The following is a 14,897-nucleotide window of genomic DNA, read 5'->3' as shown; positions in this document are numbered from 1 at the left end:
GCGGCTCTGTTTGCATGAGAAGGAAGGAGAGGCGAATGATTCCTCATAAGTTAAAAATAAACCTGCTAGCGCTGGCGGCGCTGCTGCTGTTTATGCTTTGCAGCCCGGCCCTTGCGGACGCGCATGCGAATATGGAGCGTTCGACTCCGCTCCAGGATGCCGAGCTCATCGAATCGCCTTCATCGATTCGCATCCAGTATACGGAAGAGTTTGATCCGGATTTAAGCCGGATTGTACTGGAGGATGAGGCTGGCAATGCGATTAAAGGCAAGCTGTCTGCGGAGAAGGATAGATGGCTTGTTTATACGATTCCGAAGCTGTCGCCCGGTATTTATAAGGTGAAATGGCAGGTGCTGTCCGTGGACACACATGTCACGGACGGTTCCTTCCGCTTTGCGGTCGGCGTGCCGCTCGCTTCGACGAAGCCGAGCGATACGATCTCGCTCGACGGCGGCGCCAGCAATGCTTCGCCGTCACCGGCTGCAACGGCGAAGCCAAGCGCATCAGCCTCGCCGAGTGGTGCCGGAAGTGGGAGCTCTGGCAAGGGCAACGACGCTTCATCGGGAGCAGCCGGACAGCCGGGCAGCGGAAGCTCCAGCAGTGGCAACAGCACCACGGGAGGTAAAGGCGGCAGCTCGCAGGGGGGCGGTGCCGCTAACGGCAGCAGTGCGGGAGGCACGGCGTCTGGCGGAACAGCGGGGAGCGGCAGTTCCTCAGGAGGCAGCAACGCCGCGGATGGAACGGTAAAAGGCGGAGGCTCTTCTGCCGGAACCGGAGCGTCAGGAGGCAAGACGAATGGCGGCGGAAGCAGTTCGACGAGTCCATCATCAAGTGCTGGCGCAGGAGACGGCGGAGCAATTGGAAGCAAAGCGAATTCAGGGGCTATAGCAGCTGAGGGTTCAGCCGTCTCTGGCCAAGTAGGCACTGGCGGCAATAGCTCGGCAACGGGGCTGGGGGAACAAAACAGCTCGGCTGGGGACGGGAGCGGCGAAGCATCCGCAGGAAGTGATGAGGCGGAAGGCTCTTCTGAAAATAGCGACGGGAAATCGGCAAACGGTGATGTTGCTGAATCGGCTAACGGCGAGCAGCAAGCTGCAACGGGTCTTGATCCGTCTATCACTGCAACCGATTCGCCTGCTGCGACGGAAGGGGATTCAACCTCTGGCGAGACGGCGCAAGCAGCGGATGCATCGCATGGGCATTCCATGTCTGGCGAACATGGATCAGACGTTCATGGAGCCGATTCCGACATGGAAATGGATGCGGACGGCAATATGATCGGCCATTCGGGAGACCACAATGCCGAGCATCAGACCGATTGGCGGACGGTTATTTACACGCTGCTGCGAGTAATTGAGGTCATTGCAGCAGCTTGCATGGTCGCTTTTTTATATGCCAGATATGTGCTTTGGTCACGCGCTGATGGCTCAGCAATTCCAAAGCTGCTTAGCAAGCGAAGCGAGCGCCTCTTATTTATAGGTGCGGCAATAGCGCTTGGCGCCACAGGATTTGTCCACATATGGCTGTTGGCGGAGCAGCTAAGCGCATTCGATATGGGCAGCGGCAGCACGTTGTACCAGAAGATTTTATCCGCGACGATGGTGGGACGTGCAGCATGGCTGCGGCCGGCATTGGCGGCGCTTATGCTGCTGCTGGCTTATGCGCCGCAGCGCGATGAACGCTGGGTAGCGCCGCTGAAATGGCTCATGGCCTTGCTGCTGACGGTGCTTTACCCATTAACGGGCCATGCCAATGCCTCCCCGTTGTTTTCGGCAGCGGTATTGTCGCATATTGTGCATATTTGGACGGCGGCGATTTGGTTTGGTGGTCTGATGGCTATTATTAGCGCCACCTTGAAGGCTAGTTTTCCGAGTGTCGAGGAACAGCAGCAGACGCTGCACGAGATGATCAAGGAATTTTCGCGGGCCGCGCTGCCGATTATTATTTTGCTGGCAGCTACAGGCATCATCTTGTCCTTGCAGCGGCTTAACGTTTGGACGGAGCTTGCAAGCAGCAGTTACGGCCGCTTGGTTCTGCTAAAAACGCTGCTGCTGGTTGCCGTTATCGGCATTGGGGCTTACCACCGGTTTGCCCTAATGCCGCGTTTGGCAGCAGGGTTGGGAAAAGGAGCAGCAGACAACAGCTCCGCTCATCCATTTGTTCAGGCGGTGCGTATAGAAGCGCTGCTGGCGCTTGCCGCTTTTATCGTGGCTGGCATGCTGTCTTCCACCGCGCCGCCAGAGCAGCCTGTCTACGCTGAACCTATCTACTGGCATGTGATGGGCGATAAAGCCCATATGTCCATGCGAATTAAGCCTGAAGAGCAGGCTTATCAGCTTGATGTGTGGCTGCCGACTGGCATGGGCGCTCCAACACAAATAGAAGTACAGGCGAAAGGTGATAGTGGGCAGGGAGAGGTGCAGGACATTCCTTTTTCGTTTAATAAGGGAGGGCCTGATCCTTACGGCTATGAAGGCTTTGACAAATATACATATTTGTCGAAGGCCCCGGTGCCTGCGGTCGGCGATATATGGGATATGACGATTGTCATTACCGATCCAACAGGCGAGAAGCATCGCTATGAGAAGCATATACCTTAATGTGCGGAATGAGCGATAACAGCAAGTGCGTGGCACTGCTATTTTGGCAAACGAACCAAACATAAATGATGAATATGGAATGGTTAGAGGGGCAAATACTGCTCCTCTTTCTTTATTTTTATTGCGTGATAAGGAATAGAAAGGAAATAACGCTCTAGAATGGAATGATTTAGCATCCTGTTATATCATGAAGCAGCGCTCAGACTGAAACATTCATTTTTTTTGTTGAAAATTTGTTACATTTGCGATGAAAAATCTATCAATTTCTAAATGAGGTCTGTCGACTATATTACATATACAATATATACAAGCTGGGGAAATTACATCATGAAGGAGAAGAGAGAGATGAAGAAAAAATTGCAATGGAAGCAAAAGTTCTATATGAGGAGGCTCAGAGGAAGGCTTCTTCTCTACATTTCCCTGATGCTGATCTTTTCACTGCTCGTTTCTACATTCTTTTCTTATACCAATGCTAAAATTCAGCTTCAAGATAAAATGGGACAAACAGCAGCTTCTACCGTATCCTCGCTCAATATGGCGATCGATCAAATCGTTGGGCTTGAGAAAGCCAATGTGAAGCAGCTAGCTTATTTGCTCTCATCGGCAGCCGTAGATGAAAAGGCTGAGACGACTCAGGCGCTTATCGACAATTTTACGGCAAACCATCCAGAGGTGGAAATTGTAACGCTTGGCAATGCGAACGGCAGCTGGATGAAATCGCCGAATCCGGGGCAGGAGGATTATGATCCGCGGGAGCGCTCTTGGTACAAGGCAATTATGGCGGCTCCGGGAGAGGCTATCGTTTCCCCGCCGGGCCTATCAGCAACGACGAATAAGTATACGATTACCGTATCTCAAACATTTGCCGATGGTCAGGGCGGCGTTACGGTTGCTTTGAGCGTAGAAGCAATCGGGCAATTAATTCAAAATGTTAAAATCGGTTCAGAGGGTTTTGTTTATTTGATGGATCAGCAGGGCGTTATTTTGGCACATCCTACGATTGAAGTGGGAACACCGATTAGTAACGAAGGTATCCAGACTATTCTGGAGCAAGATAGCGGGGAGCTCTTTTACAACGATCCGATTAACAATGTGGAACGCAAAGCTTTTTACATCACGAATAAGGATACCGGATTAAAATTGGTCGGCGCTCTGCCAACTGAGGAGTTTACTGAGGCTGCACTGCCTATTTTGCTTAATTCGTTCCTCGTCATGGTCATTTCGCTGGTTGCCGCATTCATCATTTTGTTCTTTATTATCCGGGCAATTACAAGGCCTATTGAGCAATTGAACCGTGCAGCTAGACGGGTAAGCGAAGGCTATTTGCAGGAAAAAGTCGAGACGAAGCGCCGGGATGAAATCGGGGAGCTAGCTGGAAATTTCAACGCGATGGTCGATTCGCTGCGCGGTATTGTAATGGAAGTGGCAGATTCATCGAATCAGCTGGCCGCTGCCAGCCAGCAGCTTAGCGCAAGCACAACGGAAAATACGAAGACGGTGGAGCTTGTATCGGAACTCATTGGCGGAGCAGCACAAGGTGCGGACAATCAAGCGCGTATGACGGACGAAACGCGCAGAACGATGGAGGAAATGGCGATCGGCATTACGAGAATTGCTGAGGCATCGTCCGAAATTGTGCAATCGTCGAAAGAGACGGAGCAGAATGTCGCAGAAGGCAGCGATAAAGTACAGGAAGTAACGGTTCAAATGAGAAAAATCGGCGAATCCATCGACCAATCCTCCGAGCAGATTGAGCAGCTGCATGATCTTAGCGCGCAGGTGACGCAAATGAGTACAGCGATAGCAGGCATTGCCAAGCAGACGAATCTTTTGTCGCTTAATGCGGCCATTGAAGCCTCACGGGCGGGCGATCACGGCAAAGGCTTTGCTGTCGTTGCACAGGAAGTGCAGAAGCTGGCAGACCAGACGAAGACGACAGCCGATCAAATATTGGAGACGATTGGCCAGATGACGAAGCTGGTTGCAGCTACTTACGATATGATGAAATATAAAGTTTCCGAGGATATGCGGGGAGGACTGCGCATAACGGAGGAAGCGGGACAGGCGCTGGCAAGCATTGAACAATCCACGAGGCTGATTGTCCAGCAAATTCATGATGTATCGGCGGTGACGGAGGAAATGTCGGCAAGTGCCGAGGAAGTAGCGGCGTCGATTCATGAGGTTTCGGGCATTGCAAACGAGTCGTCACAATCATTCCGCCAAGTGACGCAAGCTGGCAATCAGCAGCTTGATGCGATGGAGGGCATTTCTTCATCGGCAGTCGGCTTATCTGAAATTGCTTCCGAGCTGCAAAACAAAGTAGGCAGCTTTAAGTTGTAAGCTGCGCCCGCACGATAGCACGATAGCACGCCTGATTAGCGTAGAAAAGATATAAAGACGGAATTAAATATAAAAAAAGCCGTCCTGCATAGCCTAGTGGCTGCCATGCAGGACGGCTTTTTGCTTATGTTGCGCGGCTGTCTGCTATTGTCAAAGCCAAACATCGCAGCTGTAGCTTCGCGAACAGAACAGCCTATTAACGCTTAAGCGGGAGGTTACCCGAGCTTGGAAACGGCTTGCTTCATTTGGTTAAGCGCTCGTTCCAGCACCGCTTTCGGGAAGCCGACGCTCATGCGAAGAAAGCCTTCGCCATTGCCGCAGGAGGAGCCATCCCTGAACGCAATTTTTGCCTCCCGCATAAAATAAGGGGCAAGCTGCTCCGGAGGAAGGCCCAGCTCACGAGCATCAAGCCATAATAAATAGGTGGCTTCCGGCTGAATGAGCTTGATTTGCGGAATGTGCTCCCGCAAATAGTCCCCTACAAACCGTACATTCTCCTCCAGGTACGCAACGAGCTGATCTACATAGTAGCCGCCATGCCAATAGGCAGCCTCCAATGCCACTATGCCGAACACGGGACGGTCAATCGCTTTGTTGTTGATAAGGGCAATGCGGAAAGCTTCACGCCAGCGGTCATTAGGAATGATAGCGGCAGATGCGCGCATGCCTGCGAGGTTGAACGTTTTACTCGGATTGACGGTGACCATGCATTGCTGAGCGATTTCTTCCGAAATGGCTGGCAGCGGAATGTGGGTAAACGCCTCGTAAGCCAGATCAGCATGTACCTCGTCTGCGATAACGAATACATGGTAGCGCAGGCAAAGCTCGGCGATTCTGGTCAGCTCAAGCTTGGTCCAACAGCGCCCGACCGGATTATGCGGATTGCAAAGCAGCATCAGCTTCGTACGCGGGTTGCTTAGCTGGCGCTCCAAATCCTCAAAGTCGATCTCGTAGCGTCCATTGTGCAGCTTGAGCGGATTTTCCGCCTTAATGCGTCCGCTATTATCGATCAAGCTGTGGAAAGCATGATAGACAGGCGTCTGAATCAACACCCGGTCGCCAGGCTGTGTGAAAGCTTGGACGGCAAATACGAGGGAAGAACCAACAGATGGGGAATACTCGACCCATGCTGGTTCTATAGGAAATTGAAAGCGGCTTGCCATCCAATGCTGGACAGCAAGCGCCAGTCCTTCGCTTTCGGCCACGTAGCCAAACATGCCATGGTCTACCCGTGCAGCGAGCGCATCAATAATGGGCTGTGCCGTGGTGAAATCTGTTTCGGCCAGGTGCATAGGCAGTACATCTTCTGGAAATAGGGTATGCATTTGTGAATCGGTATGACGTCGATCGAGCTGTACGCTAAAATTATGTGTGCGAGTCATCGTTTGCCTCTTCCCCTGTCGTCAGTTTTTGGAAAAGACCGTTCCTAAAAATTTCTTCGTCCGTTCCTGCTGTGGTTGTCCAAACAGGCTTTGCGGATCGCCTTCCTCGATAATTGAGCCATCCGCCATAAAGATGACGCGGTCAGCAATTTCTCGGGCGAAGGACATTTCATGGGTCACAATCAGCATCGTTGTGTCCGTATCAACGATCGAGCGGATGACCTGCAGCACTTCCCCTACAAGCTCAGGGTCAAGCGCCGAGGTCGGCTCATCGAGTAAAATCACCGCAGGATTAACGGCCAGTGCACGAGCAATCGCTACGCGCTGCTGCTGTCCGCCGGACAACATGGCAGGATAGCTGTTCGCCTTGCTTGCCAGCCCTACTTGATCCAGCAGCTTGTGGCCGAGTGCTTCGGCATCGGGCTTGTTCATCTTTTTGGTGACAATGAGCGCTTCAATGACGTTTTGCAGCGCCGTTTTATTTTTGAATAAATTATAATGCTGGAAAACCATCGCTGATTTTTGTCTCAAGGCGTAGGCATCCGATTTCTTCAGCCTTCTCGCATCGACCTCAAAGCCATCGATTTCAATATGGCCGGCATCCGGCGTTTCCAGCAGGTTGAGGCAGCGAAGCAGCGTGGACTTGCCCGAACCAGATGGTCCAATAATCGCAACAACCTCGCGGCGCTTCACTTCCAGATTGATTTGCTTCAGCACCTCGTTATCGCCGAAATGCTTGCTTAACCCGCTCACTTTTAGCATAACAGAACTCCTATCGATAAGGCTTGCTCATTGCCTTTTCCAATTTTCCCTGCAGCATGGTCAGCACAATCGTTACGGCCCAATAAATGAGGGCAACGGCGATATAGCTCTCCAAAAAACGGAAGGAGTTGCTGGCCAAAATTTTCGTTTGCGCAAAAATGTCGGTCACACCAACTGTAAAGGCGAGCGAGGACTCCTTGACCAGCATAATCAAATAGTTGCCTAGACTCGGAACGGCAACCCGCATCGCTTGCGGCAAAATGACTCGGCGGAAGCCTTGCCATTTGGTCATCCCGACAGACAGGCAGGCTTCCATTTGCCCGCTGTCGACCGCATTCAGCGCCCCACGGAATTCTTCCGCCAAATAGGCGGCATTTTTAAAGCTGAGGGCAATGATCGTTGCGGTAATCGCATCAATAAAGGTAAATTCCGGAAAAATTTGCGGGATTCCCACATAAAAGATAAACAGCGTAACCAATGTAGGCACCGAGCGGAAGAAGGAAATGTAAACCTTCGCCACCGGTGACAAAATAAAAATTTTATTGTTAATGATGAGCGCCAGCACAATACCCATAAGACAAGCGAGAAGCATCGAGCCGACCGCCAGCATCAGCGTCATCGGCAAATACTTCAGCAGCTTGGGTATCGCTTCGAATATAAATGCTGTATCGAAATTCATCGATTAGCTAGCCTTGCTGATGTCTTGTTTCAAATGTTCATTGGACAGCTTCGTCAGTGTGCCGTCTTTTGCAAGAGCCTCAAGCGCTTCGTTGAAGGAATCACGCAGCTTCTTGCCTTCTTCGGTGTTAGGGAACGGGAATGCTTCCTCGTAAGTGTAAACGGGGTCTCCCGCTTTTTTCAAAGCAAGGCCTGAGTTGTCGATCAGCAGCTGTGCACCGGCGCGGTCCATAATATAAGCATCGATCCGTTTCAGCGCAACATCGTTGAGAATGACGCTTGGATCTTCATAGGTTGTAATGTTCAGCTCATTGTTAGGATCATTGGCGCGCAAGTAAGCTTCTTTACTTGTACCAACGTCAACACCGATCTTCTTGCCTTTCAAATCGGCCAGCGTTTTGATGGAATCATCATCCGCACGGACGATTAGCTGTGCTCCGGAATAAATATAAGTGTTGGAGAAGATATATTTTTCTTTACGCTTTTCGTTAGCTTCTACTTGGTTGGCGATCGTGTCGATTTTGCCAGCGTCCAGCATGCCGAACATGCCTGCCATATCAGCAGTCGTCCAGTTTACTTTCGTGTAGCCCAAATATTTGGCAACAGCTTCTGCTACGGCAATATCATAACCTTCCAGCCTGTCTCCGTCTTTCTTGGAGAACCCAATGCTGACGCCGAACGTAGCCAGATTTAATTCTTTGCTTTCTGCTTTGTTGCCGGAGCTAGCGCTTTCAGAATCATTAGTCGTTTTCGACCCGCATGCTCCCAGTACTAACGTCATGGCAAGCATTAATAAGACCACACTTTTTTTTCCAAACATGTTGACAAAAGCCTCCTCTTAGTAGATCGATCTAATTATAAGCCAAACGTGTCCGGGTGCTGCTGTAGCCAGCGAAACCGTTCGCGCTTGATTCTATTAGTAAATAAACGCGTAACGTCTATTTCCTATTAGTTTTGTTGGAATTATAGCAAGTTAAAAATTGAATGTCAATGACCATTTCGCCATCTAAATGACGGGGGTGCATCGATTAATGCACGCCCATAAAATGTGTCGAGGATTCGCGGATAACAAGCTTTGGCGGCAAAATAATTCTAGCCGTCTCCTGCGGTGCTTGCGTCTCGCTGCTGATTCGTTGGTGCAGCAGGTTCGCTGCCTCGATTCCCCACTGGCCGGAGCCAACGGCAACGGTAGTCAGGCCGGGATTTGCAGTAGCGGCTTCTTTAATATCATCAAAACCTACGAGAGCCATATCTTTGCCAGCAACAAGCCGATTTTCCCTAAGGCCGACGATGACGCCAAGCGCGACGATATCGTTATGGCACAGCGCCGCTGTAGGCAGCTTGTCCTGCCGGATCAGCTGGTTAATAATGATAGCGCCACTCTCGCGCGTAGGCGGGCCAGGAATAATATGACGCTGATCGGTGGGGATGCGTGATTCCTCAAGTCCTTCCAGGTAGCCAGCGAGCCGCTCATTATAAGCAGAGGTATGAGGCGTACCGCCAAGCAAAGCAATATGCTTATGCCCTTGGTCAGCCAAATGCCGGACAGCCATCTTCGTGCCCCATTGGAAGTCAGTGCCGATATAATCAACGCGTGCTCCGGAAATTTCACGGCCGATAAGGACGCAGGGGACGTTTAATTGCTTCAGTCGGGCAAATACAGCAGGGTTTGTACCCGCTACGGGAGCCATAATAATGCCGCAAACATGATGCTCCAGCATCGTCTCCAGTATTCGCTCCTGCTTGCTTTCCGATTCAAAAGTCATGCCAAGCAGCGTTGTATAGCCGAGTTCATCGAGTCGATCCTGCAAATTGGTGAGCAGCTCAGAGAAGAAGGGATTGCCGATATCCGTAATAATGATGCCCACAGTAGAAGAGCGTCTGGAGCGAAAGCTTGCTGCGACGCGATCATAGACATAACCGAGCTTATTCATCGATGCAAGAACCTTCTGTTTCGTCTGCTCAGTAATGGACGTACTGCCTCTGACGACGAGCGATGCCGTGGCGCGTGATACGCCTGCATCCTTCGCGACATCCTGAAGCGTTACGCGTTTTTCTTTTTTATCGCCCACAATCAGTCACACCTCTTTCATTAGTGAAAATTATAGTACATAATCGCAGCTTATGGAATGACTATAGATTCCCCATCCAGCTGTTGACAGGGGGGATGCCGTTTTTTATAATCAATGGAAAGATTAGATCGATCTAATGACGAACGGCAGCTGTTCAATAGGACAGCAAAATATATTTTATAATCTCATATTAAGGTGGTTTTTGTCATGTCAGCAAATCCGGGAATTGAATTTCACAAGGAAGGCCGTATCGGAATTATCCGCTTCAACAATCCTCCGCTGAACTTGGGGACGAATAACGGGCTTGCACGGCTTGAGAAGATTTTAGCCGATATTGAGTCGGATGGGGAGCTGCGCGTGGTTGTGCTTACCCATAATGGCAAAGTTTTCTCGGCGGGCTCAGACATGAATGAAATACAGCAGCATTTGGACAAAGATACGTATGTCAGCGACAAAATGGAAAGCGAGATCCGGCTGCGCACCCGCCTATCCGTCCTTTCGATTCCGACGATTGCCGCGCTGGACGGCTCTGCCTATGGCGGAGGTTTCGACTGGGCGCTTAGCTGTGATATGCGGGTAGCTGCACCTCATGTTGTGCTGTCCTTGCCGGAGGTAAACATTGGCTCATTCCCAGGAAGCGGCAGCGCCTATCGGATCACCCGTCTCATCGGAGCAGGAAGAGCGATGCAGTTTATGCTGTTCGCCAAGCCAATGAGTGCGCAGGAAGCGCTTAGCTTGGGCGTAGTCAACGAGATTGCAAGCGAAGGAACCGCCTATGAGCTGGCCTATCGCTGGGCAGAGGAAATTGCCGCAAAATCCGGCTCGGCCGTCCGCGCTGTAAAGGAGGCGCTTACCCGCATTTATATGCCGGAGCAGTCATGGCTTGATTTGACGCAGCTCGATATTTCGCAAAAGGTTGCGGAAAGCGAAGATTTCAAGGAAGGCATGCAAGCCTTCTTCGAGAAGCGTCCTCCTGTTTTCGCAGGCGACGCCGTTCAGAAAGTGTAATATTCTAACCGCTGATTTGCTCGACTTATCCAGCAGCACAGACGAAAGCAGCCGAAGAAGGAGAATTATCCATCATGTCTAATGCAACTTTGAAAAAAAGAACCGGCCCGGTTCCCGTTTTAACCGCTGAAGAGGCGGTGCGCCTCATTCCTGACGGAGCCACGGTCGCCTTTAGCGGCGCCGGCGGCGGAATTGTCGAGGCAACCGCTGTTATTGAAGCGCTCGCAGACCGCTATCATAAAGAGCAGCAGCCAAGCGGGCTGACTTATCTTCACACAACCGGTCTCGGTGACCGGGCAGATAGAGGGATGAGCCCGATCGCCATTGCCGGCCTGTGCGCCAAAGCGATTGGCGGGCATTGGGGGCAGTCGCCGCGGATGTCGGAGCTTGCCGAGACGAACCAAATTGAAGCATATTGCTTCCCGCAAGGTGTCATTACGCAGCTGTTCCGCTCCACGGCAGCGGGGCATCCTGGTATTTTGAGCCATGTAGGGCTTGGCTCCTTTGTCGATCCGCGCCAGCAAGGCGGAAAGCTGAATGAGCATACGACGAAGGAGCTTGTTCGCCTGATGGAAATCGACGGCAAGGAATGGCTGTTCTATCCGTCCATTAAGCCGGATGTCGCGATTATTCGTGGTACGACTGCTGATACAGACGGTTATATTACGATGGAGGATGAACCGACTTTTCTGGATGTGCTGAGCATTGCACAAGCTACGAAAAATAGCGGGGGCATCGTCATCGTACAAGTGCAGCGAATGGTTCAAGCTCGTTCGCAGCATCCGAAAACGATTAAAATTCCCGGCTTCCTAGTCGACGCCGTCGTTGTCGTTCCAGAGCAAATGCAGACGTACCAGACGGAAAGCAACCGCTATATGAGCGGCGATTTGCTTGCCGTACAGGGCGGCATTGAGCCTTTGCAGCTAACCGAACGCAAAATTATCGCAAGGCGGGCACTCATGGAGGCATTCCCTGGAGCCGTAGCCAATCTGGGTGTCGGCATTTCCGATGGTGTTGGCTATGTGGCAGCCGAGGAGGGCGTTGGCGAAGCGCTGACGTTTACGGTGGAGCTGGGTCCGATTGGCGGCACGCCAGCGAAGGGTATTATTTTTGGCGCGACGATCAGCCCTAGGGCGGTGCTTGACCAGCCATACCAGTTCGATTTTTATGATGGCGGCGGTCTGGATGTCAGCTTCCTGAGCTTTGCTGAAATGGACCAAGCGGGCAACGTGAACGTTCATAAGTTCAATGGGAAAATTATGGGCGTGGGCGGCTTTATCGATATTGCCCAAAACTCCAAAAAAGTCGTGTTCAGCGGCACCTTTACCACTGGCGGCCTCTCTGTTCAAGTAAATGACGGCAAGGTCGACATTGCAAAAGAAGGACGCTTCCGCAAAATCGTGCCCGCGCTCGCGGACATTTCCTTCAATGGTATCGAGGCGGCGCAAAACGGCAAGGAAGTTATTTTTATTACGGAGCGGGCGGTGTTCCAGCTTACGGCACGCGGCTTAATGCTTTGCGAAATTGCCCCGGGAATCGATTTGCAGCGGGATATTCTTGATCTGCTGGCGTTTGAGCCGCTCATTTCACCGGAGCTCAAGCTGATGGATGCAAGGCTGTTCCAAGAGGAGCCTATGGGTCTCAAGCAAGAGTGGAATGCTGCTACAGTATGATTCGCTACAGTATGATTGGTTGCCTGGCCGTTGTCCGTTCTACGAATGTAATCCAGCCATAGGCTGAGTCACATTCGTCTGAACTACCAAAAGTCCAATCAACTCAAACATACTTCCGCTTACAGTTAAAGAAAAGAAAAGAAAAGAAAAGAAAAGACAAGAGAACAGAACAGCTATAACAGTTTATAAGGCTGTTCTTTAACTATTAAAAACAGTTGAATCCATATTAGCCGTCAAATCAATCATTGATTCGACGGCTTTTTGTGCTGTATTCCTCACATCTTCCAATCGACACTGAGAATTGTTATCACTATAATAGGGAGAGGAGCATTAAGGTCTGACCCAGTAGATCCTTAGGAGTTGAACAAGAGCGATGAATTTGAATGAACATATTCAATTGTGGAACCAAGCCTCCCTCAAGGTGCTTGATATCCGGCATGCGGTGCTGGAGCTAGGTGAGGAGCTGCGCTCGTATCAGCTGCCGGCGAGCGCTATTCTTTTTACTGCGCGGGGGCAAGGGCGGATCATGCTTGATGGAGTGGAGCATCGCGCCGAGTCTTGTTATCTTTGCCATGCAGGCAAAGGGGCGTTTCTTGATATGGAGCCAGCTTCTGGTCCACTTGAATATTATTTTATTTTTTATAAAGCGTCATTGTCGCCGCCAGCGCGTCAGGAGCTCGTGCAGCTGCTGGAGCGCAGCAAGCCGTTCCACATGCAGTATGGCTTTGCACCGCTGCATCATGCCGCAATGTATTTGAAAATCGTCCGGATGGAGCAGGAATGGAAGCAGGCAGGCGCTTTGGAGAAGCTGCGGACGAAATCGCTATTTTACCAGCTTATTTGCGAGCTGCTAGGGCAGCTGCATCATCAAGAGATTGCAACGGCAGTACCGGATATCGCGGCGCAGGCCAGCCGTTATTTGGATGAGCATTATGGCGAGGCGGTAACGCTTGCGCTGTTGTCCGAGCTGCTCCATTGCAGCCCAAGGCAGCTGCAGCGCCTTTTCAAAGTCCGCTATCAGGCGGGGCCCATCGATTATTTGATTCAAGTGAGGATGCAGAAAGCGCGTGAGCTGCTTTTAGGTACAGATGCTTCATTGAAGGATATCGCAGCTGCAGTTGGTTATCCGGACAGCTACTATTTCAGCCGCATTTTTAAAAAGCATGTAGGCTCCTCCCCGAGCAGCTTTAAAAGGGCTAGAGAGCAAGTGGAAGGCAGTCGTCATAATCCATCCGGGTTGTCGCGATATGCAATTGCTGCAAGAAGGCGGCGTCCGTATAGTGGTAAAGGTAGTGGTGAAAATCATTATCAATACCAATTTAGGGGTGCTGTAACGATGTACACAAACAGAAGCATTAAAGCGGGCTGGACGGTTAGCCTGCTGTTAAGTCTGACTTTGCTGTTAGCCGCATGCTCAGGCACGGCTGGCACGAACACAAGCGCAGGGGGCGGAGCAGCAGCTCCATCAAATAGCATAACCGCGTCGCCGAACGTAACGGACACGGGCTCGAAGGAAAGCGCGCCGCGTACGATTACGCATATGAAGGGCGAGCTGAAGCTGGAACAAACGCCGCAGCGTATTGCTGTGCTTGACACCCAGTTCATGGATCAGCTCATTGCCATTGGGGAGCAGCCCTCCGGCAGTGTAGTGACGGAATCGGAAAAATTGCAAATCCCGGAGTACATGGCGGGCAAGCTGGTAGATGTCGTTACGCTTGGCACGAAGGATGAGCCTAATGTGGAAGCGATTATCGCTCTTGAACCGGACATTATTATTGGTACGGAGTTTCAGGATAAAATTTACGACCAATTGATCAAAATCGCGCCGACGCTTATTTTTGAACGCAATGAGGATTGGCAGACGACGCTGAAAACGTTTGGCCTTATTATGGACAAGGAGCAGGAAGCGCAGCAGGTGCTGGATCAATACAATAGCAAAATTTCCGGACTGAAAGCCGAGCTGTCTGAAAAATACAAAGGACAGACGTTCGCGGTGCTAAGACCGCGTGACAATATTGTCAGGCTGCATACAACGGCCCACCGTACAGCCGCGCTTTTGTACGATCAGCTGGGACTGACTCCGCCAGCAATGGCTGTAGATGCAGAGAACAGCAGCGCGTCGCTGTCGCTCGAGAAGCTTCCTGAGCTGGAGGCCGACCATCTCTTTCTGATGGAAGACAGCAGCAATTTGGAGCTGACGAAGGAATTCGAAAGCTCGGCTATTTGGAAAAACCTGAAAGCCGTCCAAAACGGCCATGTTTACAAAGAGGATACGAATTTGTGGATTGCCTATTATGGCCCGGTAGCGATTAATTTGGTGCTCGACCAAATTCAAGCGGCGCTAAAATAATAAGCAGCAATCATTTATTATGAATAAGGAAA

General features: G+C 51.1%; 10 protein-coding genes. 5 read left to right on the top strand and 5 right to left on the bottom strand.

What is annotated here, in order from left to right:
* The first annotated feature begins 35 nt into the window (after positions 1 to 35).
* Positions 36 to 2,600, top strand: a complete 2,565-nt coding sequence (locus ASF12_RS17730; RefSeq protein WP_056037335.1) for a copper resistance CopC/CopD family protein — start codon at positions 36 to 38, stop codon at positions 2,598 to 2,600.
* Between the two features lie 345 nt (positions 2,601 to 2,945).
* On the top strand, positions 2,946 to 4,940 hold the full coding sequence (locus ASF12_RS17725) for a methyl-accepting chemotaxis protein (RefSeq protein WP_056037332.1): 1,995 nt from the start codon (positions 2,946 to 2,948) through the stop codon (positions 4,938 to 4,940).
* A 215-nt stretch (positions 4,941 to 5,155) separates the two neighbouring features.
* On the opposite strand, the gene ASF12_RS17720 is transcribed toward ASF12_RS17725, so the two are convergent.
* From ASF12_RS17720 to ASF12_RS17700, 5 genes are all read right to left on the bottom strand, one after another.
* Complete coding sequence (locus ASF12_RS17720) at positions 5,156 to 6,322, bottom strand: MalY/PatB family protein (RefSeq protein WP_056037329.1); 1,167 nt, start codon at positions 6,320 to 6,322, stop codon at positions 5,156 to 5,158.
* A 21-nt stretch (positions 6,323 to 6,343) separates the two neighbouring features.
* Positions 6,344 to 7,084 carry an amino acid ABC transporter ATP-binding protein gene (locus tag ASF12_RS17715; protein ID WP_056037326.1) on the bottom strand — a complete coding sequence of 247 codons (741 nt, stop codon included), beginning with the start codon at positions 7,082 to 7,084 and terminating at the stop codon, positions 6,344 to 6,346.
* A gap of 10 nt (positions 7,085 to 7,094) precedes the next feature.
* On the bottom strand, positions 7,095 to 7,763 hold the full coding sequence (locus tag ASF12_RS17710; RefSeq protein ID WP_056037323.1) for an amino acid ABC transporter permease: 669 nt from the start codon (positions 7,761 to 7,763) through the stop codon (positions 7,095 to 7,097).
* Between the two features lie 3 nt (positions 7,764 to 7,766).
* Complete coding sequence (locus ASF12_RS17705) at positions 7,767 to 8,582, bottom strand: transporter substrate-binding domain-containing protein (RefSeq protein ID WP_056037320.1); 816 nt, start codon at positions 8,580 to 8,582, stop codon at positions 7,767 to 7,769.
* Positions 8,583 to 8,790: 208 nt separating this feature from the next.
* Entirely contained in the window at positions 8,791 to 9,834 is a 1,044-nt protein-coding gene (locus ASF12_RS17700; RefSeq protein WP_056037317.1) for a LacI family DNA-binding transcriptional regulator, read from the bottom strand.
* Positions 9,835 to 10,041: 207 nt separating this feature from the next.
* Between ASF12_RS17700 and ASF12_RS17695 the strand changes: the two genes are divergently transcribed.
* The 3 genes from ASF12_RS17695 to ASF12_RS17685 all read left to right on the top strand — a co-directional run bounded on the left by ASF12_RS17695 (position 10,042) and on the right by ASF12_RS17685 (position 14,865).
* The gene (locus ASF12_RS17695; RefSeq protein ID WP_056037315.1) at positions 10,042 to 10,842 is read left to right on the top strand and encodes an enoyl-CoA hydratase/isomerase family protein; all 801 of its coding nucleotides are present in this window, start codon (positions 10,042 to 10,044) and stop codon (positions 10,840 to 10,842) included.
* Between the two features lie 74 nt (positions 10,843 to 10,916).
* Complete coding sequence (locus ASF12_RS17690) at positions 10,917 to 12,515, top strand: acyl CoA:acetate/3-ketoacid CoA transferase (RefSeq protein ID WP_056037312.1); 1,599 nt, start codon at positions 10,917 to 10,919, stop codon at positions 12,513 to 12,515.
* Between the two features lie 373 nt (positions 12,516 to 12,888).
* Positions 12,889 to 14,865, top strand: coding sequence for an AraC family transcriptional regulator (locus ASF12_RS17685; RefSeq protein ID WP_056037309.1), 1,977 nt, complete (start codon positions 12,889 to 12,891; stop codon positions 14,863 to 14,865).
* Positions 14,866 to 14,897: the final 32 nt, after the last annotated feature.

Origin of the sequence: Paenibacillus sp. Leaf72 (genome assembly GCF_001422685.1) — a bacterium.
In the GTDB taxonomy this organism is placed as follows: domain Bacteria; phylum Bacillota; class Bacilli; order Paenibacillales; family Paenibacillaceae; genus Pristimantibacillus.
The sequence above is the reverse complement of the archived record's forward strand: the minus strand, read 5'-3'. Positions and strand labels throughout refer to the sequence as shown.

Coding starts and splice junctions, on each gene's coding strand:
- ASF12_RS17730 (WP_056037335.1), top strand. CDS start 36: ATGATTCCTCATAAGTTAAAAATAAACCTGCTAGCGCTGGCGGCGCTG.
- ASF12_RS17725 (WP_056037332.1), top strand. CDS start 2,946: ATGAAGAAAAAATTGCAATGGAAGCAAAAGTTCTATATGAGGAGGCTC.
- ASF12_RS17720 (WP_056037329.1), bottom strand. CDS start 6,322: ATGACTCGCACACATAATTTTAGCGTACAGCTCGATCGACGTCATACC.
- ASF12_RS17715 (WP_056037326.1), bottom strand. CDS start 7,084: ATGCTAAAAGTGAGCGGGTTAAGCAAGCATTTCGGCGATAACGAGGTG.
- ASF12_RS17710 (WP_056037323.1), bottom strand. CDS start 7,763: ATGAATTTCGATACAGCATTTATATTCGAAGCGATACCCAAGCTGCTG.
- ASF12_RS17705 (WP_056037320.1), bottom strand. CDS start 8,582: ATGTTTGGAAAAAAAAGTGTGGTCTTATTAATGCTTGCCATGACGTTA.
- ASF12_RS17695 (WP_056037315.1), top strand. CDS start 10,042: ATGTCAGCAAATCCGGGAATTGAATTTCACAAGGAAGGCCGTATCGGA.
- ASF12_RS17690 (WP_056037312.1), top strand. CDS start 10,917: ATGTCTAATGCAACTTTGAAAAAAAGAACCGGCCCGGTTCCCGTTTTA.
- ASF12_RS17685 (WP_056037309.1), top strand. CDS start 12,889: ATGAATTTGAATGAACATATTCAATTGTGGAACCAAGCCTCCCTCAAG.